Genomic DNA, 26,159 nt, shown 5'->3' with positions numbered 1-26,159 from the left:
CCTTAACCGAATAGAAGAGCAGCCCATGACCCAAATTATCGAAAACTTCGCCGAAATCGCTGACCAATATGACGCCCTGTTTGTGGATCTCTGGGGCTGCATGCACAACGGCCTCACATCTTTCCCCGCAGCAGTCAAAGCAATGCAGGACTACCGCAAAACAGGCGGCAAGGTGATTTTCGTGACCAACGCGCCGCGGGCTTGGGATCTGGTCGCAAAGCAGATGAACCGCTTTGGCATTCCCGAAGACAGCTTTGACGCCATCGCGACCTCGGGCGACGCCGCGCGTGTGGCCTTGTTTACAGGTGCCGTGGGCCAAAAGGTCTATTTCATCGGCGAAGCACATGACGACAGCTTTTTCGAACCGATCAAGGTCGTCGAAAACCCGCTAGAGATCACCCGCGTCCCCCTCGAAGAGGCCGAGGGCATCGTAAACTGCGGCCCCTTCGACCCTCATGCAGAGCCTGACGTGATGCGCCCAGAGTTCCTCTTTGCTCGTGAAAAAGGGATGAAGATGCTCTGCGCGAACCCTGACATCGTGATCGACCGCGGCGAAACCCGTGAATATTGCGCGGGGGCTTTGGCGAAACTCTACACTGAAATGGGCGGTGAGAGCCTCTATTTCGGTAAACCTCACCCGCCGATCTATGACCTTGCCCGCCGACGTTTGGCGCAACTGGACGTGAACGCTGATGAGGCTCGCATCCTGTGCATCGGCGATGGGATTAAGACCGATATTTTGGGCGCAGAGGGCGAGGGGTATGATTCCCTTTTCATCACTGGTGGCCTTGCAGCAGAAGAGACTGCGACCAAAGTCCAACCCGACGCAGAATTGCTAAACGCCTACCTGCAAAAAGAAAAACAATCTCCAACTTACGCCATAGGCTTTTTGCGCTAGCACAATAGGGGGTTGTTTTTTCTGCGGCTGCAAAGTAATAAAGTTTCAAGTGATAACCCAAAAGGGACCATTTGTTACGCAATGGAGCCGAACATGCTAGATAACTTCCCCCGCGGTACAATCTGTATCGAAGATATCGAAATCGGTATGATCCGGTCTTTGCGTAAGGTCGTGACGGACCGCGACATCGAAATGTTCGCTGAAGTCTCAACTGACCGTAACCCTGTGCACCTCGACGACGACTATGCCCAAGACACGATCTTTGAGGGTCGTATTGCGCATGGGATGCTCACCGCTGGGCTGATCTCTGCGGTGATTGGCGAACAGCTTCCAGGTCACGGCACGGTCTATCTGGGTCAATCGCTGAAATTCCTCGCCCCTGTGCGCCCTGGCGATATGGTTTTGGCGGAGGTTGAAGTCACAAACATCGACCATTCCAAACGTCGCGTGACTATGGAAACGCGCTGCCTCGTCAACGGCAAAAAGGTACTGATCGGCGAAGCAACAGTTCTCGCACCGTCGCGGAAGTTCGACTGATCTTGCATGCGTCGGCTTGGGCGGCTACGCATCGCCTATGCGCATTATTCGAGACACCTTATTCCTAGACCCCAATGATCGTGGCGCGGCTGCGGCCATCGGGAATTTCGACGGCGTCCATTTGGGCCATCAGGCGGTCATTGATTTGACCCGTAAGGCGGCGTTTGATCTGGGCGCGCCTCTCGGCGTGATGACCTTTGAACCGCATCCCCGTCAGTTTTTTGCCCCCGATGCACCGCCGTTCCGTTTGATGAACGCCGAAGCCAAGGCTCATCGCCTGCGCAAACTGGGTGTCCAAAAACTCTACGACGTGCCGTTTAATGCCGCCCTCGCCCAATTCACCCCTCGTGAATTTGCAGAGACGATCATCGTTCAGCGCCTCGGCCTCGTGCATGTCGTCGTTGGGGCTGATTTCTGTTTCGGCGCGAAACGGGCTGGCGATGTGGAAACGCTGAAATCACTTGGTGAAGAGCTTGGGTTCGGCGTGACCGTCACCCCGCTTTTGACGTTTGAAGAGGAAATCTCCTCCACGAACATCCGCAACGCTCTCTCCGATGGCCGTCCTCGTGACGCTGCACGTATGCTGGGCCATTGGCACCGCATCGAAGGCCCCGTGATCCGTGGCGACCAGCGTGGTCGCGACCTTGGCTACCCGACGGCGAATATGTCCATCACGAACCTTCACCAGCCGAAACTGGGTGTTTACGCGGTAAAGGTCGACGTCCTCGAAGGGCCACATGCAGGCAGCTACGACGGCGCAGCGTCTATCGGTGTCCGCCCTATGTTTGGCGAAGACAATGTGCCGAACATCGAAACCTTTCTATTTGATTTCAAAGGCGACCTCTACGGCACGCCGCTTTCGGTCGCGCTTGTGGATTATCTGCGCCCCGAACTGAAATTCGACAGCCTCGATGCGCTCATCGTTCAGATGGCGAATGACTGCGATACAGCCCGAAAGATCCTTAAAGATGTCTGACATCGACCGCAGCAGTTTGCGCCCGAACTATTGGAAAACCGTTCCGATGGAGAAGATGAACCGTCAGGAATGGGAAGCGCTCTGCGATGGCTGCGGCAAATGCTGCCTGAACAAGCTTGAGGATGAAGATACGGGCGAAGTGGCGCTGACCAACGTGGCCTGCCGCCTGTTGGATGATGCGACCTGCCTGTGCAGCCAATACGACATTCGCCATCAGTTCGTCCCTGAGTGTATCGTTCTGACGCCTAAGACTATTTTAGATAACCTATACTGGCTCCCGCAAACCTGCGCCTACCGGCTGGTCCATGAAAAACGGCCCCTTTACGACTGGCATCCGCTGATTTCGGGCAATTCTGAAACCGTGCATTTAGCAGGCGTTTCGATGCAGTACCGCACGCTCTCTGAATTCGATATCGCCGACGAAGACTGGGAAGACCACATCATCGAGGAACCGATCTAATGTTTTTTGCCTCTGACAATACGAGCCCCGTTCATCCCAAAGTGATGGAAGCCCTGACGGTTGCCAACACAGGCTATGTGTCGTCATATGGCAGCGACCCGATCATGGAGACGGTTCGTCAAAAAATCCGTGATCTGTTTGAGGCTCCCGAGGCCGCCGTATACCTTGTCGCAACGGGATCTGCCGCCAATGCACTGGGCCTCGCCCTGATCACCGAACCGTGGCAGAGCGTATTCTGCCATCGCAGCTCCCACATCGAAGAAGACGAATGCGGCGCGCCAGAGTTTTACATTGGAGGCGGCAAACTCTGCCTTGTTGAGGGCAAAGACGCTAAGATGTCGCCTGAGGCTCTTCGCAACGCGATCGAATTCACAGGCCGTGGTGGGGTTCACAACCTCCAACGGGGTGTCGTGTCGATTACCAACGTCACTGAGAAGGGCGCGGTCTATTCCGTTGCTGAGGTCGCAGAGCTGACCGCAGTCGCAGGAGATTACGGCTTACCCTGCCACATGGACGGCGCACGTTTCGCCAACGCCATCGTCGCAAGCGGCGCCACCCCCGCAGAAATGACGTGGAAAGCGGGCATTGATATCCTATCGTTCGGCGGCACCAAGAACGGCCTCATGGGTGTCGAAGCGGTCGTGATCTTTGATCCAAAACTTGCATGGGAATTTGAACTGCGCCGCAAGCGCGGCGGTCACCTGTTTTCCAAGCACCGCTATCTGTCCGCCCAGATGGATGCCTATCTGACCGACGATCTGTGGCGCGACCTCGCGACCCATGCGAACGCAATGGGACAATTACTGTCCGCTGGCATCCAAAAGATCAACGGCGCGACGCTCTTGCACCCGACTGATGCGAACATGGTGTTTGCGGGTTTCCCGCGCGGCGCGCATCAAAAGGCATTTGCCGCTGGGGCCAATTACTATTTCTGGCCGTTCAACCAGAACCTTGAAGGCCCCGCCGACGAAACCCTAACTGCGCGATTGGTTGCCAGCTGGTCGACGACAGAGCAGGATATTGAGGCGTTCCTCAACGCCCTCAACTAAGAAATCCTGCGGCAAAAGCGTATTAAGGCATCGTAAAACTTTGCCTTAACGGTTCCGTGTGCTACGCGGTCCCTGCGTCACGATTCCGTCACACACGGACAACAGCCTGGGACTCTGCCACATGCCGTCGATCACTGAACCGAAACTGATTTCGGGGAACGCCAACAAACCGCTCGCTCAATCCATTGCCCGTCGCATGTCGATGCACCGTGGCATGAATGTTAACCTTGTTGATGCTCGTGTAGAGCGTTTCAACGACGGCGAAATCTTTGTCGAAGTTTTCGAAAACGTCCGTGGCGAAGATATGTTCGTCATTCAGCCGACGTCGAACCCTGCCAACGACAACCTGATGGAACTGCTGATCATCACCGACGCGCTGAAGCGTTCGTCGGCTGGTCGTATCACCGCAGTGATCCCCTACTTCGGTTACGCTCGTCAGGACCGCCGCACCAAGGCACGCACGCCGATCAGCGCGAAACTGGTTGCGAACCTTATCGCCGAAGCGGGCGTTGACCGCGTTCTGACCATGGACCTGCACGCAACGCAGATCCAAGGTTTCTTTGATATGCCGGTAGACAACCTCTACGCTGCACCAATCTTTGCGCTGGACATCAAACACCACTTCAAAGGCGACATGGACGACATCATGGTCGTTTCGCCTGACGTTGGTGGTGTCGCTCGCGCACGTGAACTTGCCAAACGCATCAACGCTCCGCTGTCGATCGTCGACAAACGCCGCGAGAAAGCTGGTGAAGTCGCTGAGATGACCGTCATCGGTAACGTCGAAGGCAAAAAATGTATCATCGTGGACGACCTTTGCGACACCGCAGGCACGCTCTGCAAAGCCGCTGAACACCTGATGGAAGCAGGCGCCTCCGAAGTGCACGCTTACATCTCGCACGGTGTGATGTCTGGCCCAGCAGTTGAGCGCGTTACCAACTCGGTCATGAAATCGCTGGTGATCACCGATACCATCCAGCCGTCTGACGCGATCCTGAACGCCTCAAATATTCGCGTCGTTCCAACCGCGCCGATGTTTGCTCAAGCGATCCTGAACACGTGGAACGGCACCTCCGTGTCGTCACTGTTCGAAGACCAGACCCTAATCCCGATCTACGAAGGCCTCTACAACGCCAACTAATCTGGATCGAACCTCGAGAAACACGAAACCCCCGAACGGAAACGTCGGGGGTTTTTCTTTGGTCACTGACAAATGAGTTAGACAACGTCCCAGTCATCGTCATGTGGCACCTCACCAATCGACTGCCACGCAACACGGACGCGAGCGATTTTCGTATCGCCCCATGTCTGAAACACAATAGGGAAACCTGTTTCGGTGATGTCCTCAGCCTGCACATCGGTGCGGCAATTGGTGGTGTTCGAAATATCGACCATCGACAACCAGCACTGAACCATCGGCAACGAACGATACGGCGACGAAAAGGTAACAGCCCGCCGCAAACTACGGTGACCATCACCCGACCACATTGGACCGTCGGTTTCAAAGTCCGAGAACAAGACAACCTCGCCTTGATCCACACCAATAAGATGATTTTGAAGCTTCTTCATTACCCGTTACGCTATAAGTCCAAAAATACGTAGACCAGAGAAATTCGTCAAAAACGAGGTTTTCATATGAAAATAGGCCCCCAAGGGGGCCTATTTCGAAGCTTAATTCGTATAGGTCAGGATTATTCCTGATACGACAGACCCATGTGGGTACCAACGGCGACCATGTCCGCCAGAAGGTGAGCCGCATCATCAACCGGACCCGGTTCGTTCTTGAAGTTCGCAAGAGCCTTCTCGTGAGCAGCGCGGTATTCCGCAACCATCTCAGCGAAGATCTCTTGGGTCACTTCTGCGGTGGGCAGGGCGCGTTCAGCAAGAACCGAAACACTCTCTGCACCGATTTCGGCAAAGCCGCCGGAAACGACATATTCGTCGCTGCCGCCCGCATGAACGACCCGCAGGATACCTGGACGCAGGGTGGTGATGGTCGGTGCGTGACCTGCCATCGCCGTCATTGCGCCTTCAGCAGCCGGGATCTGGACCTCGGTGGCCTGAACAGAAGCGAGCTTCCGTTCAGGGGATACGAGATCAAATTGGAGCGTGTCAGCCATTATGCCTCTCCTTAGGCAGCTTCAGCTGCCAGTTTTTCGGCCTTTGCCAGAACTTCGCCGATACCGCCTACCATGTAGAAGGCAGCTTCCGGCAGGTGATCGTATTCACCGGCCACAACTGCTTTGAACGACGAGATGGTGTCTTCCAGCGGAACCTGAACACCGTCCGAACCAGTGAACACTTTCGCAACGTCGAACGGCTGCGAGAGGAAACGCTGGATCTTACGTGCGCGCGAAACGGTCAGTTTGTCTTCTTCCGACAGTTCGTCCATGCCGAGGATGGCGATGATGTCCTGCAGCGACTTGTAGCGCTGGAGGATGTTCTGGACGTCGCGAGCAACCTGATAGTGCTCTTCACCAACGATCTGCGGGTCAAGGATACGCGACGACGAGTCGAGCGGGTCAACTGCCGGGTAGATACCAAGTTCCGAGATTGCGCGGTTAAGAACGGTGGTTGCGTCCAAGTGAGCAAAGGTCGTTGCCGGTGCGGGGTCGGTAAGGTCGTCCGCAGGTACGTACACAGCCTGGATCGATGTAATCGAGCCGTTCTTGGTCGAGGTAATGCGTTCCTGCATCGCGCCCATGTCGGTTGCCAGTGTTGGCTGGTAGCCCACAGCGGACGGGATACGACCCAGAAGTGCCGAAACTTCGGAACCAGCCTGAGTGAAGCGGAAGATGTTGTCCACGAAGAACAGAACGTCGGTACCCGAAGCGTCACGGAACTGTTCCGCAAGGGTCAGACCGGTCAGTGCAACGCGTGCACGCGCTCCCGGAGGCTCGTTCATCTGACCGTACACGAGAGCCACCTGCGACTCTTCGAGGTTGTCAGGCTTAATAACGTTGGATTCGATCATCTCGTGGTAAAGGTCGTTACCTTCACGGGTACGTTCACCAACACCAGCGAACACGGAGTAGCCCGAGTGCACTTTTGCGATGTTGTTGATGAGTTCCATGATGAGAACGGTTTTACCGACGCCCGCACCGCCGAACAGACCAATCTTACCACCTTTGGAGTAAGGTGCGAGAAGGTCGATAACCTTGATGCCGGTTACGAGGATTTCGGTTTCAGTCGACTGGTCGCTGAATTCCGGTGCCTCAGCGTGGATCGGACGGGTTTCCGTCGCGTTCACTGGGCCCTTTTCGTCAACGGGTTCGCCAACAACGTTCAGAATACGACCGAGGGTCGCGGTACCAACCGGAACCGAGATCGGTGCGCCGGTGTCGACCACTGCCTGACCACGAACGAGACCTTCGGTCGCGTCCATAGCGATGGTGCGTACGGTGTTTTCGCCAAGGTGCTGGGCCACTTCAAGAACCAGCTTCTTGCCATTGTTTTCGGTGTCGAGTGCGTTGAGGATCGCCGGCAGGGCATCTTCGAACTGCACGTCCACAACGGCGCCAATCACCTGCGTGATTTTGCCTTTTGCGTTTGCCATGTTTCGTTACTCCGGTTCTTAGAGCGCTTCCGCGCCCGAGATAATTTCGATCAGTTCGTTGGTGATGACGGCCTGACGCGAACGGTTGAATTCGATGGTCAAGCGGTCGATCATATCGCCCGCGTTGCGAGTTGCGTTGTCCATCGCGCTCATCCGCGCACCCTGTTCGGATGCAGCGTTTTCTAGCAGAGCCGCAAAGACCGCCGTCGACACGCTGGCAGGCAGCAGGTCTTCGAGGATTGCTTCTTCGCTAGGTTCGTAGTCGTAGTCAGCCACAGCACCGTCGGTTGCTTCAAACTTTGCTGGGATTACCTGTTGCGCAGTCGGGATCTGAGCGATCACAGACTGGAATTGCGCAAAGAAGATCGTCGCAACGTCGAATTCACCGGCTTCGAACCGCTTCAGAAGGTCTTTGCCGATGGATTGTGCAGTCGCATAGTCCATACGCTTTACAGCGGAGAGATCTACGTGATCCACAATCAGCTCGCCCATATCACGGCGAAGCTGTTCACGGCCCTTCTTGCCCACTGTCAGGATTTTGACCGTCTTGCCTTGGGCTTGAAGGTCGCGAACAGCCTGACGGGCTTTCTTCACGATCGAAGAGTTGAAACCGCCGCAGAGGCCACGTTCAGCAGTCATGACCACAAGCATGTGGACTTGATCGCTGCCCGTACCACGAAGCAGCAGCGGCGCAGTATCCGAACCACCAGCCGAAGCAGCAAGCGCGGACACTACAGCGTTAAAACGCTCAGTGTACGGGCGAGCCGATTCAGCAGCGTCCTGGGCACGGCGGAGCTTTGCCGCCGCGACCATCTGCATCGCCTTTGTGATCTTGCGGGTCGATTTGACCGACGCGATCCTGTTTTTTAGGTCCTTAAGACTTGGCACTGCCTTGTCTCCTTATCCGGTGATCAGGCGAAGTCTGCGGCGAATTCGTCCAGCGCAGCCTTCAGCTTGTCAGCATCAGCGCCTTTGATCTTCGGGTCGTCGTTCGCGATCCAGTCCAAGATGTCCTTACGCTTGGTGCGCAGGAATGCGAGGAGCGCAGCTTCGTAGCGGCCAACTTCTTTTACGTCGACTTTGTCGAGGTAACCGTTGGTGCCTGCGAAGATGATGCAAACGATTTCCGCGTTGGTCAGCGGCGAGTACTGCGGCTGTTTCATCAGCTCGGTCAGACGCGCACCACGGTTCAGAAGACGCTGGGTTGCAGCATCAAGGTCGGAACCGAACTGAGCGAATGCTGCCATCTCGCGGTACTGAGCGAGCGACAGTTTAACCGGACCAGCAACAGACGACATTGCTTTGGTCTGAGCGGACGAACCAACGCGCGAAACCGACAGACCGGTGTTCACAGCTGGGCGGATACCCTGGTAGAACAGTTCGGTTTCGAGGAAGATCTGACCGTCGGTGATCGAGATCACGTTGGTCGGAATAAACGCCGAAACGTCGCCGCCCTGGGTTTCAATGATCGGCAGCGCGGTGAGCGAGCCCGAACCATTGTCTTCGTTCAGCTTTGCCGAACGTTCCAGCAGACGCGAGTGGAGATAGAAAACGTCGCCCGGGTAAGCTTCACGGCCCGGCGGACGGCGGAGCAGAAGCGACATCTGACGATACGAAACAGCCTGCTTCGAAAGGTCATCGTAGATGATCAGTGCGTGGCGGCCGTTGTCACGGAAGTGCTCTGCCATTGCGGTTGCCGCGTAGGGAGCAAGGAACTGCATCGGTGCCGGATCGGACGCGGTTGCAGCAACAACGATGGAGTATTCCATCGCGCCGTTTTCTTCGAGCTTACGAACGAGCTGAGCAACAGTCGAACGCTTCTGACCAACTGCAACGTAGATGCAGTACAGTTTCTTGGACTCGTCGTCCCCAGCAGCTTCGTTGTAGGACTTCTGGTTCAGAATAGCGTCCAGAGCCACAGCGGTTTTACCAGTCTGACGGTCGCCAATGATAAGCTCACGCTGGCCACGGCCAATCGGGATCATCGCGTCAACCGATTTCAGGCCGGTTGCCATCGGTTCGTGAACCGATTTACGGGGAATGATGCCTGGTGCTTTAACGTCAGCAACCAAACGCTTGGAAGCGTTGATCGGACCTTTGCCGTCGATCGGGTTACCCAGACCGTCAACAACACGACCCAGCAGTTCATCACCAGCCGGAACGTCCACGATCGAGTTGGTGCGCTTAACAGTGTCACCTTCTTTAATGTCGCGGTCAGAACCGAAGATAACAACACCAACGTTGTCTGCTTCGAGGTTCAGAGCCATCCCGCGGATACCGCCCGGGAATTCGACCATTTCACCAGCCTGAACATTGTCCAGACCGTATACGCGAGCGATACCGTCACCGACCGAGAGCACACGGCCGATTTCGGCCACTTCGGCATCTTGGCCAAAGTTTTTGATCTGGTCCTTCAGGATCGCAGAAATTTCTGCAGCTTGGATCGCCATTATCCGACCTCTTTCATGGTGTTCTGGAGAGCGCTGAGCTTGGAGCGGATCGACGTGTCGATCATCTTCGAGCCCACCTTAACAACAAGACCGCCAACGAGGGACTCGTCCACGGCCGCATTAATTTTCACAGTTTTACCGATATTGGCAGAGAGTGTCTTTGCCAGTTTATCGGACTGAGTTTTGGTCAGCGCCTTCGCGCTGATAACCTCGGCGGTTACTTCGCCTTTCTCTTCGGCCAACAGGTCGCGCAGCGCGTTCAGAACGAACGGCAGAACGAACAGACGACGCTTTTGCGCCAGCAGGCCGAGAGTGTTGGTTACGATTTCCGACAGGCCCATCTTTTTAGCGAGCGCTGCGATAGCAGTCGCTTGCTCTTCGCGGGAGTAAACCGGCGAAGAAATCAGAGCGCGCAAATCAGAGCTACCTTCGAGTGCAGCCGTCAGTGCGTCAATGTCGGATTCAAGAGCAGCAAGACCTTTACCTTCTTTGGCAAGGTCAAAAGCAGCAGATGCATAGCGCGAAGCGATGCCGGTTGAGATCGAAGCTGGTTCGGACACGTCCACCCTTCCGATAGTTTTGGCCCTCACATCATACCGGGATGGTCTGAAGTTTAGGCAGCTTGAACCGCCCTCGTCGAAGCGGGGGCGCCAAAATCACGGGGGATGTAGCAGACAGGTATGACTGTCGCAACCGCCTAGACGCACTCAAAATCGATTGTTTGCGCCAATACTCTGAAAGAACAGCGTCGCAAGGTGACAGGTGCGACCATTCGCGCAACCTTTCTCGTCAAAAATCTGTACGCGACGGTATACCGAAGTCCGATTTGAGCCGAGAATCGAATCTCTTTTTCGTGATCGTCAGGTCGGACGGCTATTTGATAGCCCCGCTTCGGGCACAGGCCGCCCTACCCCTTCGAGGATTTTAAGCGGGCGTTTCACCGCCTCCCCCAGACCCGGTCGACGGGGGGCAGACACCTGCTTGGACACTTCGACAATCAACACACCACCAGAAGCGATGAACGGTAATTTATGCCCCAGATCTTCGAGGACATTCGCCAGCTTACGCCATATCCGCTTTTTCGAGGGCGGCTGATAAAGAACCGACGACGTGCGTTCGACAACGAAGTTGTGCTGTCTGAGCTGGGCCTCAAGCTGGCTCAGCGAATAGGGACGCCCATAACCGAACGGCGTTTGATCCGATCGCGACCAGAGCCCCGCACGGTTGGGCACGACAAAAACAGCACGCCCTCCGGGTCCAAGAACACGCCAACATTCCTCCAAAACAGCCGTTGGCTTCTCTGACGTCTCCAGTCCATGCATCAAAACAAGCTTATCAACGACGCCATTTTCGAACGGCCACATCATTTCCTCACATAGGACACTGACGTTCGGCTGTCCCGCAGGCCAAGGCATAACGCCCTGCGGCCCCGGCATCAGCGCCACAACCCGACGCGCATCTTCTAGGTAGGGACGCAACAACGGCGCAGCAAAGCCAAAGCCCGCAACGGTTTGACCTTTCGCCTCGGGCCACATCGCAGTCAATTCACCACGGATTACCTTTTGTGCGGCCCGCCCCAAGGCGCTGCGATAATAGAAATTGCGCAGATCAATTACGTCGAGATGCATTGCGGTCGGTGGCCTTTGGGCTAGTCTCTTTATCAAAGCTTAACCGAAGATCGTGACAATGCCATGCCCCTTGAACTCATTACCTTGCCCTGTTTGACAGATAACTATGCCTATCTGGTCCGAAACACTGAGACGAATGAGGTCGCACTGATCGACGCACCAGAGGCTGGACCGATTGTGTCCTGCCTCGATGCACATGGCCTGACGCTCAGCACCATACTGCTAACCCACCACCATTGGGACCATGTGGACGGTGTTCCTGATCTTGTCGCGCGGTATAATCCGAAAATTATCGGCGCCGCCGCCGATGAAGCGCGTTTGCCGAGACTCGACCAATCTGTGGTGGATGGTCAGACGATCACCATTTGCGGCGAACCTTGCGAGGTGATCGACGTCTATGGCCACACCATAGGACACGTGGCGTTCTATTTCCCCCTGAGTGGCTATTTGTTCAGCGCTGATAGCCTGATGGCATTCGGCTGTGGTCGCTTGTTTGAGGGAACGCCTGCACAAATGTGGGACAGCATGCAGCGCCTCCGCGCCCTGCCCGACGATACTCTCGTCTGTTCGGGCCATGAATACACGGCATCGAATGCCAAATTCGTGGCGACCATTGATCCGAACACCCCAGCCGTTCAGGCCCGCATACAATCCACAACCGAGGCCCGCGCGAAAAACGAAGCAACCGTTCCATCGCTCCTCAGCTTAGAAAAAGCGACCAACCCGTATTTGCGCGCAGACCATCCAGACCTCAAAGCCGCACTCGGCATGGAAGGTGCAACGGACCTCGACGTATTCACCGAAATTCGCCGCCGAAAGGATAATTTCTGATAGTTTGGTGCAAAAACATTCCGCGCTGACGCGCCGTTACAGGGCGATGACGCGAAATGTGAAGCGAATATGAAAGAAAGTCCTTGAAGGTTGGGCAAGAAAACCAAACTTTAAAGGTATGAGGCCACAGTCGAACGGAACGTGTTCCGCGAGACACCGAAAGAAAGGAGCACTCATCGTGCCATCTTTTTCGACCACACTTGAGCAGTCCATCCATGCGGCGCTGGCTTTGGCCAATTCGCGTCGCCACGAACTCGCTACACTCGAACATCTTTTGCTGGCCCTGATCGATGAACCCGACGCCGCACGCGTCATGAAAGCGTGCTCTGTCGATCTCGATGAGCTGCGCAAAAACCTCGAAGAATATATCGACGATGATCTGTCGACTTTGATCACCGAAGTCGACGGGTCCGAAGCCGTGCCCACCGCTGCCTTCCAGCGTGTGATCCAGCGCGCCGCGATCCACGTCCAGTCGTCGGGTCGCACAGAAGTCACAGGTGCGAACGTCCTCGTCGCGATCTTTGCGGAACGCGAATCCAATGCGGCCTATTTCCTCCAAGATCAGGAAATGACCCGCTATGACGCGGTCAATTTTATCGCGCACGGTGTTGCCAAAGACCCCGCCTTTGGCGAGGCGCGTCCGATCATGGGCGCTGACGATGACGAAGATCGCACAACGGAGACAGCGACCGAGACAGCCGAAGCGAAAGACTCCGCTCTTGCCAAATACTGCGTGGACCTGAACGCGAAATCCGCGAAGGGGGACGTTGATCCGCTGATCGGTCGCGATCACGAGGTTGAACGCTGCATTCAGGTGCTGTGCCGCCGCCGTAAAAACAACCCGCTTCTCGTTGGTGATCCGGGCGTTGGTAAAACCGCTATCGCCGAAGGCCTTGCCCGCAAGATCGTAAACGGCGAAGTGCCCGAGGTTCTGTCTGAAACGACAATTTACAGCCTCGATATGGGCGCCCTTCTTGCTGGCACCCGTTACCGCGGTGATTTCGAAGAGCGTCTCAAGGCCGTTGTGTCCGAACTTGAAGACCACGACGATGCCGTTCTGTTCATCGACGAAATCCACACCGTGATCGGTGCGGGTGCGACCTCTGGCGGTGCGATGGATGCGTCTAACTTGCTGAAACCTGCACTGCAGGGCGGCAAGCTGCGCTGCATGGGGTCGACCACCTACAAAGAGTTCCGCCAACATTTCGAGAAAGACCGCGCACTTGCCCGTCGTTTCCAGAAAATCGACGTGAACGAGCCTTCGGTCGAGGACTCGGTGAAAATCCTGCAGGGCCTGAAGCCCTACTTCGAAGATCACCACCAAATCCGCTACACCCACGATGCGATCAAATCCGCCGTGGAACTGTCGGCCCGTTATATCAACGACCGCAAACTGCCCGATAAGGCGATCGACGTGATCGACGAAGCGGGTGCCGCTCAGCATCTGGTCGCTGAATCCAAGCGCCGCAAAACCATCGGCGTAAAAGAAATCGAAGCGGTCGTCGCAAAAATCGCGCGTATCCCGCCGAAGAACGTCAGCAAAGACGATGCAGAGACGCTCAAGGATCTGGAAAAATCGCTCAAGCGCGTTGTGTTCGGTCAAAACCTCGCAATCGAAGCGCTGTCCTCAGCGATCAAACTGGCGCGTGCGGGTCTTCGTGAACCTGAAAAGCCCATCGGGAACTACCTCTTCGCGGGCCCGACTGGTGTTGGTAAAACCGAGGTTGCGAAACAGCTTGCCGATACGCTCGGCGTCGAACTCATCCGTTTCGACATGTCCGAGTATATGGAGAAGCATGCCGTATCGCGTCTGATTGGTGCCCCTCCGGGTTATGTTGGGTTTGATCAGGGCGGCATGCTGACCGATAGCATCGACCAGAACCCGCACTGCGTGCTGCTTCTCGACGAAATCGAAAAAGCGCACCCAGACGTTTACAACATCCTGCTGCAAGTGATGGACCACGGGAAACTGACCGACCACAACGGTCGGACGACAGATTTCCGCAACGTGATCCTGATCATGACCTCGAACGCGGGTGCGGCAGAGCAAGCGAAAGAAGCAATCGGCTTTGGTCGTGATCGTCGCGAAGGCGAAGATACCGCCGCCATCGAACGCACCTTCACGCCTGAATTCCGCAACCGTCTAGACGCGGTGATCCCATTCCAGCCGCTGCCGAAAGAGGTCATCCTGCAGGTCGTCGAAAAGTTCGTTCTACAACTCGAAGCGCAGCTGATGGACCGCAACGTCCACATCGAACTCACGCCAGCAGCCGCCGCTTGGCTCGGCGACAAAGGCTACGATGCGAAAATGGGTGCACGTCCGCTGGGCCGTGTCATTCAGGAACACATCAAAAAACCGCTGGCCGAGGAATTGCTGTTCGGCAAACTCACCAAAGGCGGTGTGGTTCGTGTCTTGGTCAAAGACGACAAACTCGAACTGGAAGTCGAGCCACCACAGCAAGGTCGCCTGACAGGAAACAAACCTCCGCTCTTGACCGCAGATTGATGCGTGCGGGGGCACTCATACTAATCACTCTCGCCGCACCAGCCGCGGCGAGAGACCCGCTTTTCGGGCTACCGATTGACTGCAATCTCTCGGACACCTGTTACATCCAACAATTCGTCGACCATGACCCGTCTGCGGGCGTGACCGACTTTGCCTGTGGTTCGCTTACTTATGACGGCCACAAGGGCACAGACTTCGCTCTACCCTCGCTCGCCATGCAAGCCGAAGGCGTCGACGTGATCGCAGCGGCCCCTGGAACGGTGCGCGGTGTTCGCAATGACATGGTCGATATACTGCAAGGGCATGCCGGTGCGCCCGATGTATCCTCTAAGGAATGCGGCAACGGTGTCGTGATCGACCACGGCAACGGGTGGGAAACCCAATACTGCCACATGGCCCAAGGGTCCGTCACTGTGAGATCAGGTGATCAGGTGGCTATGGGTCAGGTTCTCGGCCAAGTCGGACTATCGGGCCAAACCCAATTTCCGCACGTCCACCTATCTGTGCGCCACAATGGAGAGGTCGTAGACCCCTTCGATCCGAACGATGAGGCCACCTGCGGACCGTCAGACACCACACTCTGGATTGACGAACCGCCAACACCCGCAGGCGGATTGATAAGCACGGGGTTCGCCCCGAACGTCCCCGACTATGCAGATATCAAAGCGGGCACCGCAGGCGAGGTAGAGCTAAATCAATCTGACAATATCGTCCTCTGGGGGTTCTCGTTCGGTGTGCAATCCGGTGACAAAATGACCTTTGAAATCATTGGCCCCTCTGGCCCCATCTTCGAGCACGTCGAAGCACTGACCCGCGATCAAGCGATGGTCTTTCGTGCCAGCGGGAAACGCGCGCCCGCGTCAGGTTGGGACACAGGCGACTACGCAGGGATGGTCACCTTGCAGCGTGACGGAACCGAGTTAGACCGCCAAGTGATCAACGTCACCGTTCGGTGAGCTTCAATTCGATCCGACGGTTCTGCGCTCGTGCTGCATCGCTGTCTTCGGTGTTCATAGGCTGATATTCACCAAAACCGTTGGCCGACAAATGGGTCGGATCGATGCCTTGGCTTTCCGACATGAACCGCACCACGGACAATGCCCGTGCTTGGGACAGTTCCCAGTTGTCACGGAATTCGCCCAAGCCCGACAGAGGTATATTATCGGTGTGCCCATCGACGCGAATGATCCAATCGATGTTATCGGGAATATTATCAGATACTTGCCGCAAAAGGGTTGCGACCTTAGCAACCTCGGCCTGACCCAAAGGCGAAAGCGTCGCGCTGCCCGGAGGGAACAGAACCTCAGAGGCAAAGACGAAACGGTCGCCCTCAATACGAACGCCATCTTGATCGGCCAGCACTTGACGCATCTGACCAAAGAATTCCGACCGATAGTTGGCCAGTTCTTTTGTCTCTGCCTCTAAGCGTGCCCGTTCGGCCTCTTCCAACTCCAAACGACGCGCATTTTCCGCAGCGGCACGGGCAAGCGCCTGATTGAGCCGCCCAGAAAGGTTCGTAATCTGGACCTGCGCCTCGGTATCCGCCTGCTCTGCCAAATCCAGCAGGCCTTGCAGGTGGGCAACTTGGCTGCGTAATTCGGCAACATTGGCATTCAGAGCCGCAACCTGACGCTGGCTTTCGGCTGAGAGCGCCTCTTCCTCGGTCAAACGTTGCTGGGCAACGGCCAGAAGCGCCGCCTGACGCTCTGCTTCGGTCAATTGCTCAGTCTGTTGAGCCGCCAAATCATCCCGCGCGGCCTCTGCTGCGGCCAAGAGCGTGAGAGTGTCCTCAGCCTCTTTGCGCTGCTGTTCGAGGGCTAGTGTCATCGCTGTAATTTCGGCGTCTGCATCTGCGAGGCGCGCACGCAATGCTTCCAAAGCGGCGGCATCAGCCAACCGCGCAGCTTCCAACTCTGACACTTGCGCTTGACGTGCAGCGCCGCCAGTTTCCAACTCGGCAATTGTCGCCGCGTCCTGATCTCTCTTCGCCTCAAGGTCCGCGATCAGTGCTTCGAGCGCTTCACGACGGGCGGCCGCAAGACGGGCACTCTCGGCGGCATCGTCAATTTCCGAACGCGCTGTGGCGAGGGCTAGGTTCAGCGCCTCAGCCTCGGACATCAAACGTGCCTGTTTGGTTTCCAGCCCCGCGACCTGATCCCGCAAATCCGTACGATCCGCCAGCAAACCCGCGATCTGAGCCTCAAATCCAGTGATCCGACTTTGCGCATCAACGAGTTCGGCCGTGACCCGGTCCCGTTCTGCCGTCAGGGACGCGATCAAGGCTGCTTGGGCCTGACGTTCGTCTTGGGCCTGCGACAGGTCCGTGGTCAACTGCCCGACCTGACTGGCCAGCTGCGACGACCGCGATTGTTCAAGGCCCAGCGCATCGGTCAAAGATGCAATCTCTGACGAAAGCTCCTCGAGCCGCGTTTCCTGTCCCGTGATCTTTTCCCGCAGCACAAACTGGATCACCATAAAAATGGTGATCACAAACATCAGGACCAATAAAAGCCCCGTCATCGCATCCACAAACCCCGGCCAGATCGAGGCGTTGAAACGGTTGGTGCTGCGACGACTGATCGCCATTAGCTATGCCCTGTGCCCGTTGGGCGTTTTGTGGCGCGGAGCATGCGGGTGATGTTCGCGAGATCGCCGCGCAGTTCGCCTACTGTTTCTTGACGGCCCGACGACAGTTCTTCGAGGATTTTCAGAAGCTGAACATCGATCGACCGCAACCGCATTCGGCTTTCGGCATCAATTCCGTCAACGCCGCTGTCCTGAAGTTTCTGGGCAAGCCGCATCTGAGCCTCAGCCGCCTCTTGCAATGCAGGTCGCACATCGGTCGCGTCAATTTTCTGGGACAGCCCCACAACGGCTTCGGTCAGGCGCACCAGATAAGCATCGGTTTGGCCACGGCCTGCTTCTGCCTGTTCAAAAAGCGCGCGCAGGGTGTCGATCTGATCTGCCATCTGGTCGAGCACGCCACCGTAGGGGTTCCCCTCCATCGCGGGACCTTCATCCCCGCTCGAAAATCCGAGACGGGTGATTGAGGACATCCATTCTTCGAGGTCGCGGTAAAAACGGTTTTGGCCATGTCCTGCAAAAAGCTCCAGCAGACCAACAATCAGCGAGCCCGCCAAACCGAGGAGCGAGGACGAAAACGCTGTGCCCATGCCGCCCAGCTGCGCCTCAAGGCCCGTTTGCAGTTTGGCAAAGATATCGCCCGCCGCACCGTCATCGGCATTCAACGACCGAATGGTTTCAACCAGCGCAGGAACCGTCGTGGCTAGACCATAGAAGGTCCCCAGAAGGCCGAGGAAAATCAGCGTATTGCCCAGATACTTCGTGATCTCGCGGTCTTCGTCGATGCGGCTGGCAACGGAGTCCAAGATCGACCGTGCAGACGAACTGGACAGCTGCATCCGCGCACCACGTGACCGCAGCAATGTCGCCAAAGGTGCAAGAAGCGCAGGCGCGCCTTGAACCTGCTGATCCCGAGCAAAGCGTTTGATCCACCCAACGGACGATACGAGCTGAACGACCTGCCCAAAGCACGACAAAACGCCCAAGATGAAAACAGCGCCGATCAGCCCGTTCAAATACGGGTTTGACCAAAAGATCGACAGCAACGTGGACAGTGCCACATAGACGCCAGCGCCAATCAGCCCCAATGCGATCAACATCATGGTGATCTGTCGCGTCGGTTGCGAAAAATACGGCTCGGCCTCGGGTTCCCTGATGTCCGCCACGGGTTGGGTTCCTCGCGTTAGTTTGTTGAGGGAACCATAAGGCCCTGAGACTGAATTCCCAAATGAAATATACGGGATCAGTCTGCGATAATCGCCTTAACGCGCCCCACAAGCCACGCCATTTCATCATCGCAAATGCCCATCTGGGTCAGATGCGCCGCCGTGTTGAAAAGATACTCGGTATTTGGTCCGCGCCCACCGACCGCACGCCCGATCATTTGCGCCTGCGTTTCGAGCGGCAGGTGACAGTATTGTTCGTGATCTGGGTCGATAATGTAGGTCACCGCCTCAACCATCCGCCCGTCATGGAGCGTGATCGGCAGCACCGCCTCGAGATAGGCCGACGACACCAATTCACGTTCGCGCAGCGCGGTGATCACGGCCTCGCGGTCCGCATCGGCAACCCGAAACGCAACACCCGTGCAGCCAGCGCCATCCTGACGGTCCAATGCCAGAACGAGTCCCGGGTCGTCCACGGTGCCGCGATGGTGAATGGACAGCATACAAAACGACCGATGGTAACCCTCAAGCCGCGCCTGAATGGCCTCCTCGGGTTCGAAACCGGGGTTCCACAAGAGCGATCCGTAGCCAAAGACCCAAAGCGGGGAATGTTCTTTTCCTGTCATGATCCCATGGTTAAACACGAAACCAGTTCGGGTAAAAGGGGGCGTCATGCGGATCAAAGGTTGGGCGATTACAGGCGTCATGGTTTACGGGCTCTATTGGGCCGCTGGATCGTTTGGTTTGCAGTCGCTGGTGCAGTCGGCCATTCAGGCAGACACCTCGTCAAAGGCTCAGGACGTGGCGCTACAGTTGTCGCCACTGCGGTTTACCACCCGCGTGGATGGCTACGAGAGCCAAATCGATGTTTTGACCAGGCTCGTCGCCGCGTCCGCAGAGGTGAGCATTCCCACATACGCCCCTAACCGCACCCGCATCGAGATGCTCGGGCCCGTTCAAATCATGGGCCCTACATGGACTATCAAGGTTTCCGCTGACAATCTGTCAGTTGGGGGATCAGTTCAGATCACACGAAATGGCGACCTTGGACGATTTGACCTCAGTGGATCGAATGTTGTCATTGAGGAACCCGATACCAAGGCAGCCACCATAGAGGTCCACCTCATTCCGTCAGACAAAGGTGTCTACGATCTCGACCTATCGATGACGGACGTCACTCTGATGGCTGAGGTAACGAAGTCCATCGACCCGACGCACCAACTGCCCGAGATGGTCAGCCTATTCAGCGTCAACGGGGCCGTCAAATTCAACCCCGCCCCTGCCCTGTTCGCGACCTCTGACCCGATGATCGCAGGCATGGACTTTGCGCCGCTCAAACTCATATGGGGTGACATTGATCTGACCATCGACGGGCTCATCGACATTTTGCCTGACGGCACGCCAAGCGGTCAGTTGGACGTGACCCTAAAAGGCTGGGAAACCGTTCTTCGGATGCTCGCTGCGAACGGAGCGATCAAACCTGCCAACTTGATGGGGTATCAGGCGATGGCATCGGGTCTTGCGAGCGACGATGGCAGCATCACACTTCCCCTGATCTTTGCGGATGGGCAAATGCGCCTTGCCGCGTTCCCGCTTGGCCCCGCGCCAAAGCTACGCTAACTCAATCGGCTTTGGTTGGTTTGCGGCCAAAGTCGGGGGCGTCGGTGTCCTGACCCGCCTCAATGATGCTGCGACGGATCGCGCGAGTGCGGGTGAAATAATCAAACAGCAGATCACCATCACCCTGACGGATCGCACGCTGAAGGACAAACAGTTCTTCGGTGAAACGCCCCAGAATTTCCAAGGTCGCGTCTTTGTTCGTTAGGAATACATCGCGCCACATCGTCGGGTCAGAGGCCGCAATACGAGTGAAGTCACGAAAGCCCGCGGCAGAGAACTTGATCACCTCTTGATCGGTGACGCGACGCAGATCATCGGCAACGCCAACCATCGTGTAGGCGATCAAGTGGGGGGTGTGAGACACCACAGCGCAGACCAGATCGTGGTGATCAGGGTCCATGATTTCGATGTTCGCGCCGATCCCCTTCCAGAAATCGCACAACCGATCCAGTTCACCCTGATCGACAGTCTCGGGGGGCACGACGAGGCACCAACGGTTATCGAACAGCGTTGCAAAACCTGACCGAGGGCCAGAATGTTCGGTCCCCGCCATTGGGTGACAGCCGATGAAATGCGCATGTTCGGGCAAATGCGGCACAACGGCGTCGAACACGGATTTCTTCACCGATCCCACATCCGTTACCATCACACCCTGTTTCAAGTGCGGAGCAATCGCCGCCATCACAGGACCCATCGCACCGATCGGCACCGCCAACACAACCAGATCAGCGTCTTTGACAGCCTCTTCGGCAGTATCAACAACGCGGTCGACCAGATTAATCTCGCGTGCGATGTCACGCGTTTCGGCAGAGCGTGCATAGCCCACGATTTCATTCGCGAGTTTCCCTCGACGAATGGCCAGCGACATCGACCCCGCAATGAGGCCCAGCCCGATCAGCGCAACACGGTTATAGGCGGCCATCAGCGGACCCCTTTGAATGTGCCAATGACATGCACCACGCGGCGGCATGCGGCCTCGTCACCGACGGTGATCCGCAGGCAGTTCGGCAGGCCATAGCCCCCCACACGGCGCACGATGATCCCATCATCCTTGAGCGCGGCATCGCAAGCGGCGGCCTCTTCCTCGGAGGTAAAACGCGCCAGAATGAAGTTCGCAAAGCTCTCATCGACCTGCACACCCATTTGGATCAGGGCATTGGACAGCCACTCGCGCCATTTGGCATTTTCGGTTCGGCAACGTTCGACAAAGGCGGCGTCGCGCACGGCGGCCTCTGCGGTCGTCAACTGCGTCTCGGACAAGTTGAACGGCTGACGCACGCGGTTCAGCACATCAATGATGTCCTTTGCCGCATAGGCCCAGCCGATCCGCAAACCGCCTAGACCGTAAATTTTAGAGAACGTGCGGGTCATGATCACGTTCGGATATTGCTCCACCAACGCCGCACCGCCATCAAACCCATCCACAAATTCAGTGTAAGCGCCATCGTGAACGAACAGCACATCGGACGGCAGACCTTCGATCAACCGCACAAGCTCTGCCTCGGTCAGCATCGTGCCTGTCGGGTTTGCAGGGTTCGCGACGAAAACGATCCGCGTGCGATCTGTGACAGCAGCCAGAATAGCGTCCACATCTACACGGCGGTTGTTTTCTTTGACCTCAACAGGGATCGCGCCGACCATCTTGGCGAGGATCGGATACATCGAAAACCCATGTTCGGTGGTGATGATCTCATCGCCAACACCCGCATAACAGGTCGCGATGAACTGGAGCACCTCGTCCGAGCCCGCACCGCAGATCAATTGATCGGGCGAGAGGCCATAGATTTCACCAATCGCGGCCCGAAGGCTCGCGTGGTCGGTCGAGGGGTACCGATGCAAGTCCTGAGCGCTGCGGGTAAAAGCCTCGCGCGCTTTGTCGGAAAACCCATAAGGGTTTTCATTCGACGACAGCTTGAGCACGTCGGATTTACCAGCGACCTTGCTTTCGCCACTGACATACAGTGCGATATCCATGATGCCGGGTTGCGGTTTTGGCGTCTTGGTCATGTTCTGCCCTCGGGTTGTCGGACCTTCCATAACGATGGTTTTGACCCGTTTCCAGAGCACAGATCGACACGGGTGAAATAGCTGCCCGATTTCAGGCGGCATGTGGCAGATTGATCGGCTATAACCGGGACATGTTATTCAGTTTGCCAGACCCAGATACACTCTACGACGCGCTTGTGGCGCGGGACGCATCCTATGATGGGCGCGCCTATGTGGGGGTAACGTCGACAGGCATTTTCTGCCGCCTGACCTGCCCCGCGCGCAAACCTTTGCGCGAGAACTGTCGGTTCTTTGCGACAACGGCAGAGTGCATCGCAGATGGGTTCCGCCCCTGCAAACGCTGCCATCCCATTGGCACGAGCGCGGAGGCTGACCCAGTGATCGCCCGACTATTGGCCGCGATCGACGCCGAGCCCGATCGACGCTGGACCGAGGGCGATGTGGAGGCGATGGGATTTGACACTTCGACCGTGCGGCGGTTGTTTCGGCGACAATTCGGCATGACGTTTATTCAAATGGCACGACAAAGGCGGATGAGAATGGGTGCAAAGACACTGGCCGAAGGCGGCAAAGTCATTGAGGCGCAGCTGGACGCGGGTTTCGACAGCCCATCGGCCTTTCGTGCGTCATTCGCGAAACTGCTGGGCGTTGCCCCGTCCGAGATGCGAACGGATGCGGCGTTGCGGGCTGATTTCATCGACACGCCATTGGGCGCTATGATCGCCGTCAGCGATGCCAAATCCTTGCGGATGCTCGAATTCCCCGAACGCAAGGGGCTGTCCGTGCAGCTAAAGCGCATCTTTGAAACCGCGAAAGGATCAATAGGTTTTGGTCGGTTCGAGGCGACAGATCAGGTGACCGAAGAATTGGGAGATTTCTTTGCGGGGAAACGATCCACCTTCGACGTGCCCCTCGCGCAAAACTACGGAACGCCGTTCCAGCGTGAAGTCTGGGAGGCACTTCGCCAAATCCCCGCAGGCGAGACACGCAGCTACGGACAACTCGCCGCAGAGATCGGGCGACCGACCGCAATGCGCCCCGTGGCTTCGGCCAATGGTGCGAACCAAATCGCGCTCGTCATTCCGTGTCACCGCGTCATCGGAGCGGATGGAACACTCACAGGCTACGCGGGTGGTCTATGGCGAAAACAAAAACTGATCGAAATCGAGCGCCAGTTTCGGTGACACAAAAAGAAAAAAGGCTGCCCGAAGGCAGCCTTTTCCCGAATATCGGCTAAGAACCAGATTAGTTCTTGGCGTAGAATTCGACGACGAGGTTCGGTTCCATCACAACCGGGTACGGAACGTCCGACAGGCCCGGAGTGCGAACGAAGGTCGCGGTCATTTTGTTGTGGTCAGCGTCGATGTAGTCAGGAACATCACGCTCGGTCAGCTGAACAGCTTCGAGAAGGACGGTCATCTGTTTCGACTTCTGACGAACTTCGATAACGTCGCCTTCTTTAACGCGGTAGGACGGGATGTTTACCGATTTACCGTTAACCAGAACGTGGCCGTGGTTTACGAACTGACGAGCAGCGAACACGGTTGCAACGAACTTTGCGCGGTAAACAACAGCGTCCAGACGGCGCTCGAGCAGACCGATCAGGTTTTCACCGGTATCGCCTTTTACGCGTTCAGCTTCGCCGTAGATGCGGCGGAATTGTTTCTCGGTCAGGTCGCCGTAGTAGCCTTTCAGCTTCTGCTTAGCGCGCAGCTGCAGACCGAAGTCCGAGATTTTCGCTTTGCGGCGCTGACCGTGCTGGCCTGGGCCGTATTCACGCTTGTTTACTGGCGACTTAGGACGACCCCAGATGTTTTCGCCCATGCGGCGGTCGATTTTGTACTTGGCAGACGTGCGTTTGGTCACGGCTGATCTCCTTCGTTATGGTCGACGCCCAGAAGGGCGACTATGAAGGGCGTTGTCCTCTTGGCCGAAGCCATGACAGGAATCCCCTTGCGGGGCCCACCAACACCAATGAATGGGCGGCTTATAGAGGCGACAGCGACAGAGTCAACGCTCTTTTGTCACATAAGCCGACTGTCGTGCCGCAGGATTTCCACTTCGGTGCCCGACAGGACACGACGCGCAAACATACCGTAAGTCTGCGGGTCGCCGCCCAGCTCTGGCATCCGCTGGAAGAGGCGCGACCGATCAGCCTCGTTCAAGTGGGACAAAGCCGCGCTTGCTGGGTGGAAGCTCTCGGTTTCGACCTTATTCGCAAAGACCACTTCATGCTGCGGAAGAAGCATGTGGATATAAGTCACCTCACGAACCGAACGATCCACATAGATCGAATGATCGTTCACCAGATCGCGTGCTGTCACCAGTACCTCATCCGCATTGAACAAGGCGCGCGCACGCGCGCCCTTGAGGATCATGCGGTGATCGGGCGACACCAAAAGGCCTTCGTCTGGGACATCCTTGTCCAAGGCCCCTGCCCGCATCCGGATCGGCGCATAGTGCGGCATCGCGAACAAACGCGCGCCTGTCACACGGCGTGTGCCGATCCAGAGGATTTCCCGACAGCCATTGTCCTTGGTCTGAACCCGATCGCCTTCGCGCAAGGATTCAACGAACCGAGGACCGTGTTCCGTTTGAATGGTCGTCCCAGGGGTAAAACAAATAACACCACCCGGCGCGGCACTGATCTGATCAGGGCGCTCAAGGTCAATGTTATGCGACACGATCCACATCTCGCGATGGCGCGGCGGAATATCCCCGATGAACATCATCAGCGGCGGGCGACCACGGCCCGTCTCGATCAAGGTGACAGTCCAAGTGTCCCGCCCATCCGTGATGCTAAAACTCTTCTCAAAGATTGGGTGATCAGCCTCTACCTCGATCCCGATGGGATCTTTGGTCTCGACCGCCTGCAACATGCGTCGCACCGAATGCGCCGCTCTTTTTCGAATGTCTGCCTCTCCGGTCGCAATACCCAAAGGAAGCACAGAATTCGGGCCATCCACCCGTACTGCGTCCCCAGTCCAGGTCCAAGTCGCCCCCACGCGAAACGCATCGCGCGGCGCGGACCAGAGCCCGTCAATCTCACATTGCGCCCAGGAAATGACAAACGTGCCTAGAAAGCCCGTTTTCATGCCCGTTCTCTGCCTCAGTCTGCCCGCGTCTTTTGTCCCGCGCGGATCTGACATCAAAATAAGCAGGTGGATTCTCGCGAATCAACCCTAAACATGAGAACGCGTTAACTTTTTACTTAGAAGTTGAAATTTAGCTTCAGCGAACCGACGACTTGGCCTTCTTCTTGACCGACGTATTCTTCGGACAGGTAAGTTGCGCCGTAATAGAATGAAATCTTAGGCGCGATTTGCCAGCTAAGGCCCGCACGAAGGCGATAGCGGGTGTCTTCAGCCTCAACGCCAAAGCTGGAGGGGAAGTAGATGCTATCTCCGATAATCGCGTAATCGGCTCCCAAAAGGAACGCGAGCCCGCGGTTATGAGAATCCGCCAGTTTGAACCGCTGCCCCGTGACCGGATCACGGCCATGCGCCACATCAACGGCCACATCCCCGAATTGGAAGTCAGCACCAACGCGGATCAAATCCTCTGCCCCATACTGCCCTTCAACGAACGGGCGCAGGTATGAATGGCCAAAGTCGATTTCGCGGGCGATTTCGGTCGTAAGGGTCGGATAGACGCCATTCGCAATTTGGTTTGCTTCGACTGAGGCCGCGATTTCAGGGGCCCCGACGCGGTCGTGGAAATTCCGCTGAAACTCCATCATGCCCGTTTGCGGACCGACGACGACAATGTCCGTGCCCACACTGATTTCCAGATCGCTGATTTCATAGTGGGTATGTGCCCCGACCGACAAAATGCCCGCATAGGCGCGGTCGGCGGACTTTGCACCATTCAGGTTTCGCGGCGCGATAACTTC

The 26,159-nt window shown here is 56.7% G+C and carries 26 protein-coding genes; 11 read left to right on the top strand and 15 right to left on the bottom strand.

Annotation, left to right across the window (positions count from 1 at the left end):
* Window positions 1-25 precede the first annotated feature (25 nt).
* From AC1QQ2_RS06355 to AC1QQ2_RS06330, 6 genes are all read left to right on the top strand, one after another.
* Complete coding sequence (locus AC1QQ2_RS06355) at window positions 26-898, top strand: TIGR01459 family HAD-type hydrolase (RefSeq protein ID WP_479712505.1); 873 nt, start codon at window positions 26-28, stop codon at window positions 896-898.
* Between the two features lie 93 nt (window positions 899-991).
* Entirely contained in the window at window positions 992-1,435 is a 444-nt protein-coding gene (locus tag AC1QQ2_RS06350) for a MaoC family dehydratase (protein ID WP_067551686.1), read from the top strand.
* Window positions 1,436-1,472: 37 nt separating this feature from the next.
* The gene (locus tag AC1QQ2_RS06345; RefSeq protein ID WP_479712504.1) at window positions 1,473-2,411 is read left to right on the top strand and encodes a bifunctional riboflavin kinase/FAD synthetase; all 939 of its coding nucleotides are present in this window, start codon (window positions 1,473-1,475) and stop codon (window positions 2,409-2,411) included.
* Window positions 2,404-2,871 carry a YcgN family cysteine cluster protein gene (locus AC1QQ2_RS06340; protein WP_479712503.1) on the top strand — a complete coding sequence of 156 codons (468 nt, stop codon included), beginning with the start codon at window positions 2,404-2,406 and terminating at the stop codon, window positions 2,869-2,871. Before AC1QQ2_RS06345 ends, AC1QQ2_RS06340 begins: the two co-directional genes overlap by 8 nt.
* Window positions 2,871-3,920, top strand: coding sequence for a threonine aldolase family protein (locus AC1QQ2_RS06335; RefSeq protein WP_479712502.1), 1,050 nt, complete (start codon window positions 2,871-2,873; stop codon window positions 3,918-3,920). The genes AC1QQ2_RS06340 and AC1QQ2_RS06335 overlap by 1 nt, the downstream gene beginning before the upstream one ends.
* Before the next feature lie 121 nt (window positions 3,921-4,041).
* Entirely contained in the window at window positions 4,042-5,061 is a 1,020-nt protein-coding gene (locus tag AC1QQ2_RS06330; RefSeq protein ID WP_105234437.1) for a ribose-phosphate pyrophosphokinase, read from the top strand.
* 77 nt (window positions 5,062-5,138) lie between these two features.
* On the opposite strand, the gene AC1QQ2_RS06325 is transcribed toward AC1QQ2_RS06330, so the two are convergent.
* The 7 genes from AC1QQ2_RS06325 to AC1QQ2_RS06295 form a co-directional block, all read right to left on the bottom strand.
* Window positions 5,139-5,489 (bottom strand): H-type lectin domain-containing protein, encoded by a 351-nt coding sequence (locus AC1QQ2_RS06325; RefSeq protein WP_479712501.1) that lies wholly within the window; start codon window positions 5,487-5,489, stop codon window positions 5,139-5,141.
* Window positions 5,490-5,611: 122 nt separating this feature from the next.
* Window positions 5,612-6,040, bottom strand: a complete 429-nt coding sequence (locus AC1QQ2_RS06320; protein WP_067551489.1) for a F0F1 ATP synthase subunit epsilon — start codon at window positions 6,038-6,040, stop codon at window positions 5,612-5,614.
* An 11-nt stretch (window positions 6,041-6,051) separates the two neighbouring features.
* Window positions 6,052-7,476: a F0F1 ATP synthase subunit beta gene (gene atpD / locus AC1QQ2_RS06315; protein ID WP_074039025.1), complete on the bottom strand. Its 1,425-nt coding sequence runs from the start codon at window positions 7,474-7,476 to the stop codon at window positions 6,052-6,054.
* A gap of 18 nt (window positions 7,477-7,494) precedes the next feature.
* Entirely contained in the window at window positions 7,495-8,364 is an 870-nt protein-coding gene (locus tag AC1QQ2_RS06310; RefSeq protein WP_479712500.1) for a F0F1 ATP synthase subunit gamma, read from the bottom strand.
* Between the two features lie 23 nt (window positions 8,365-8,387).
* On the bottom strand, window positions 8,388-9,926 hold the full coding sequence (gene atpA / locus AC1QQ2_RS06305) for a F0F1 ATP synthase subunit alpha (protein WP_067551495.1): 1,539 nt from the start codon (window positions 9,924-9,926) through the stop codon (window positions 8,388-8,390).
* The gene (locus AC1QQ2_RS06300; RefSeq protein ID WP_479712499.1) at window positions 9,926-10,486 is read right to left on the bottom strand and encodes a F0F1 ATP synthase subunit delta; all 561 of its coding nucleotides are present in this window, start codon (window positions 10,484-10,486) and stop codon (window positions 9,926-9,928) included. Before AC1QQ2_RS06300 ends, atpA begins: the two co-directional genes overlap by 1 nt.
* Window positions 10,487-10,786: 300 nt before the next feature.
* Window positions 10,787-11,554, bottom strand: a complete 768-nt coding sequence (locus tag AC1QQ2_RS06295) for a class I SAM-dependent methyltransferase (RefSeq protein WP_479712498.1) — start codon at window positions 11,552-11,554, stop codon at window positions 10,787-10,789.
* 63 nt (window positions 11,555-11,617) lie between these two features.
* Between AC1QQ2_RS06295 and gloB the strand changes: the two genes are divergently transcribed.
* The 3 genes from gloB (at window position 11,618) to AC1QQ2_RS06280 (ending at window position 15,847) form a co-directional block, all read left to right on the top strand.
* Window positions 11,618-12,385 carry a hydroxyacylglutathione hydrolase gene (gene gloB / locus AC1QQ2_RS06290; RefSeq protein WP_479712497.1) on the top strand — a complete coding sequence of 256 codons (768 nt, stop codon included), beginning with the start codon at window positions 11,618-11,620 and terminating at the stop codon, window positions 12,383-12,385.
* Window positions 12,386-12,563: 178 nt separating this feature from the next.
* A complete protein-coding gene (clpA, locus tag AC1QQ2_RS06285; protein WP_479712496.1) occupies window positions 12,564-14,891 on the top strand; it encodes an ATP-dependent Clp protease ATP-binding subunit ClpA in 2,328 nt (775 codons plus the stop codon).
* Entirely contained in the window at window positions 14,891-15,847 is a 957-nt protein-coding gene (locus AC1QQ2_RS06280; protein WP_479712545.1) for a M23 family metallopeptidase, read from the top strand. Before clpA ends, AC1QQ2_RS06280 begins: the two co-directional genes overlap by 1 nt.
* On the opposite strand, the gene AC1QQ2_RS06275 is transcribed toward AC1QQ2_RS06280, so the two are convergent.
* From AC1QQ2_RS06275 to AC1QQ2_RS06265, 3 genes are all read right to left on the bottom strand, one after another.
* Window positions 15,834-17,477, bottom strand: coding sequence for a peptidoglycan -binding protein (locus tag AC1QQ2_RS06275; RefSeq protein WP_479712495.1), 1,644 nt, complete (start codon window positions 17,475-17,477; stop codon window positions 15,834-15,836). The two genes, AC1QQ2_RS06280 and AC1QQ2_RS06275, sit on opposite strands and share 14 nt — an antisense overlap.
* Entirely contained in the window at window positions 17,477-18,574 is a 1,098-nt protein-coding gene (locus tag AC1QQ2_RS06270) for a biopolymer transporter ExbB (RefSeq protein WP_479712544.1), read from the bottom strand. Before AC1QQ2_RS06270 ends, AC1QQ2_RS06275 begins: the two co-directional genes overlap by 1 nt.
* Window positions 18,575-18,717: 143 nt before the next feature.
* Window positions 18,718-19,266, bottom strand: a complete 549-nt coding sequence (locus tag AC1QQ2_RS06265) for a gamma-glutamylcyclotransferase (protein ID WP_105234428.1) — start codon at window positions 19,264-19,266, stop codon at window positions 18,718-18,720.
* 46 nt (window positions 19,267-19,312) lie between these two features.
* On the opposite strand from AC1QQ2_RS06265, the gene AC1QQ2_RS06260 reads away from it, so the two are divergent.
* On the top strand, window positions 19,313-20,260 hold the full coding sequence (locus tag AC1QQ2_RS06260) for a DUF2125 domain-containing protein (RefSeq protein ID WP_479712494.1): 948 nt from the start codon (window positions 19,313-19,315) through the stop codon (window positions 20,258-20,260).
* Window position 20,261: 1 nt separating this feature from the next.
* Here AC1QQ2_RS06260 and AC1QQ2_RS06255 read toward each other — a convergent pair whose 3' ends face one another.
* Together AC1QQ2_RS06255 and hisC are read right to left on the bottom strand one after the other, a co-directional pair.
* Window positions 20,262-21,182 (bottom strand): prephenate/arogenate dehydrogenase family protein, encoded by a 921-nt coding sequence (locus tag AC1QQ2_RS06255; RefSeq protein WP_479712493.1) that lies wholly within the window; start codon window positions 21,180-21,182, stop codon window positions 20,262-20,264.
* Complete coding sequence (hisC, locus tag AC1QQ2_RS06250; protein ID WP_479712492.1) at window positions 21,182-22,267, bottom strand: histidinol-phosphate transaminase; 1,086 nt, start codon at window positions 22,265-22,267, stop codon at window positions 21,182-21,184. Before hisC ends, AC1QQ2_RS06255 begins: the two co-directional genes overlap by 1 nt.
* A gap of 131 nt (window positions 22,268-22,398) precedes the next feature.
* Here hisC and AC1QQ2_RS06245 point away from each other — a divergent pair, with 131 nt between their 5' ends.
* Window positions 22,399-23,451, top strand: coding sequence for a bifunctional transcriptional activator/DNA repair enzyme AdaA (locus tag AC1QQ2_RS06245; RefSeq protein WP_479712491.1), 1,053 nt, complete (start codon window positions 22,399-22,401; stop codon window positions 23,449-23,451).
* A gap of 61 nt (window positions 23,452-23,512) precedes the next feature.
* On the opposite strand, the gene rpsD is transcribed toward AC1QQ2_RS06245, so the two are convergent.
* The 3 genes from rpsD to AC1QQ2_RS06230 all read right to left on the bottom strand — a co-directional run.
* The gene (gene rpsD, locus AC1QQ2_RS06240) at window positions 23,513-24,133 is read right to left on the bottom strand and encodes a 30S ribosomal protein S4 (RefSeq protein ID WP_067551526.1); all 621 of its coding nucleotides are present in this window, start codon (window positions 24,131-24,133) and stop codon (window positions 23,513-23,515) included.
* Between the two features lie 158 nt (window positions 24,134-24,291).
* Complete coding sequence (locus AC1QQ2_RS06235) at window positions 24,292-25,146, bottom strand: Hint domain-containing protein (protein WP_479712490.1); 855 nt, start codon at window positions 25,144-25,146, stop codon at window positions 24,292-24,294.
* Between the two features lie 332 nt (window positions 25,147-25,478).
* A partial coding sequence (locus tag AC1QQ2_RS06230) for a lipid A-modifier LpxR family protein (protein ID WP_479712489.1) occupies window positions 25,479-26,159 on the bottom strand: 681 nt, incomplete at its 5' end.

Origin of the sequence: Aestuarium sp. (assembly GCF_023253315.1) — a bacterium.
Lineage (GTDB): Bacteria > Pseudomonadota > Alphaproteobacteria > Rhodobacterales > Rhodobacteraceae > Marivivens > Marivivens donghaensis.
The sequence above is the reverse complement of the archived record's forward strand: the minus strand, read 5'-3'. Positions and strand labels throughout refer to the sequence as shown.

Bases quoted from the DNA above. Each gene is read 5' to 3' on its own strand.
- AC1QQ2_RS06320 (WP_067551489.1), bottom strand. From the start codon at position 6,040: ATGGCTGACACGCTCCAATTTGATCTCGTATCCCCTGAACGGAAGCTC.
- AC1QQ2_RS06265 (WP_105234428.1), bottom strand. From the start codon at position 19,266: ATGACAGGAAAAGAACATTCCCCGCTTTGGGTCTTTGGCTACGGATCG.
- AC1QQ2_RS06245 (WP_479712491.1), top strand. From the start codon at position 22,399: ATGTTATTCAGTTTGCCAGACCCAGATACACTCTACGACGCGCTTGTG.
- AC1QQ2_RS06295 (WP_479712498.1), bottom strand. From the start codon at position 11,554: ATGCATCTCGACGTAATTGATCTGCGCAATTTCTATTATCGCAGCGCC.
- AC1QQ2_RS06355 (WP_479712505.1), top strand. From the start codon at position 26: ATGACCCAAATTATCGAAAACTTCGCCGAAATCGCTGACCAATATGAC.
- AC1QQ2_RS06270 (WP_479712544.1), bottom strand. From the start codon at position 18,574: ATGTTGATCGCATTGGGGCTGATTGGCGCTGGCGTCTATGTGGCACTG.
- AC1QQ2_RS06275 (WP_479712495.1), bottom strand. From the start codon at position 17,477: ATGGCGATCAGTCGTCGCAGCACCAACCGTTTCAACGCCTCGATCTGG.
- gloB (WP_479712497.1), top strand. From the start codon at position 11,618: ATGCCCCTTGAACTCATTACCTTGCCCTGTTTGACAGATAACTATGCC.
- AC1QQ2_RS06335 (WP_479712502.1), top strand. From the start codon at position 2,871: ATGTTTTTTGCCTCTGACAATACGAGCCCCGTTCATCCCAAAGTGATG.
- AC1QQ2_RS06350 (WP_067551686.1), top strand. From the start codon at position 992: ATGCTAGATAACTTCCCCCGCGGTACAATCTGTATCGAAGATATCGAA.
- AC1QQ2_RS06235 (WP_479712490.1), bottom strand. From the start codon at position 25,146: ATGTTGCAGGCGGTCGAGACCAAAGATCCCATCGGGATCGAGGTAGAG.
- AC1QQ2_RS06330 (WP_105234437.1), top strand. From the start codon at position 4,042: ATGCCGTCGATCACTGAACCGAAACTGATTTCGGGGAACGCCAACAAA.
- AC1QQ2_RS06280 (WP_479712545.1), top strand. From the start codon at position 14,891: ATGCGTGCGGGGGCACTCATACTAATCACTCTCGCCGCACCAGCCGCG.
- AC1QQ2_RS06345 (WP_479712504.1), top strand. From the start codon at position 1,473: ATGCGCATTATTCGAGACACCTTATTCCTAGACCCCAATGATCGTGGC.
- AC1QQ2_RS06340 (WP_479712503.1), top strand. From the start codon at position 2,404: ATGTCTGACATCGACCGCAGCAGTTTGCGCCCGAACTATTGGAAAACC.
- atpD (WP_074039025.1), bottom strand. From the start codon at position 7,476: ATGGCAAACGCAAAAGGCAAAATCACGCAGGTGATTGGCGCCGTTGTG.
- hisC (WP_479712492.1), bottom strand. From the start codon at position 22,267: ATGACCAAGACGCCAAAACCGCAACCCGGCATCATGGATATCGCACTG.
- atpA (WP_067551495.1), bottom strand. From the start codon at position 9,926: ATGGCGATCCAAGCTGCAGAAATTTCTGCGATCCTGAAGGACCAGATC.
- AC1QQ2_RS06260 (WP_479712494.1), top strand. From the start codon at position 19,313: ATGCGGATCAAAGGTTGGGCGATTACAGGCGTCATGGTTTACGGGCTC.
- AC1QQ2_RS06255 (WP_479712493.1), bottom strand. From the start codon at position 21,182: ATGGCCGCCTATAACCGTGTTGCGCTGATCGGGCTGGGCCTCATTGCG.
- AC1QQ2_RS06325 (WP_479712501.1), bottom strand. From the start codon at position 5,489: ATGAAGAAGCTTCAAAATCATCTTATTGGTGTGGATCAAGGCGAGGTT.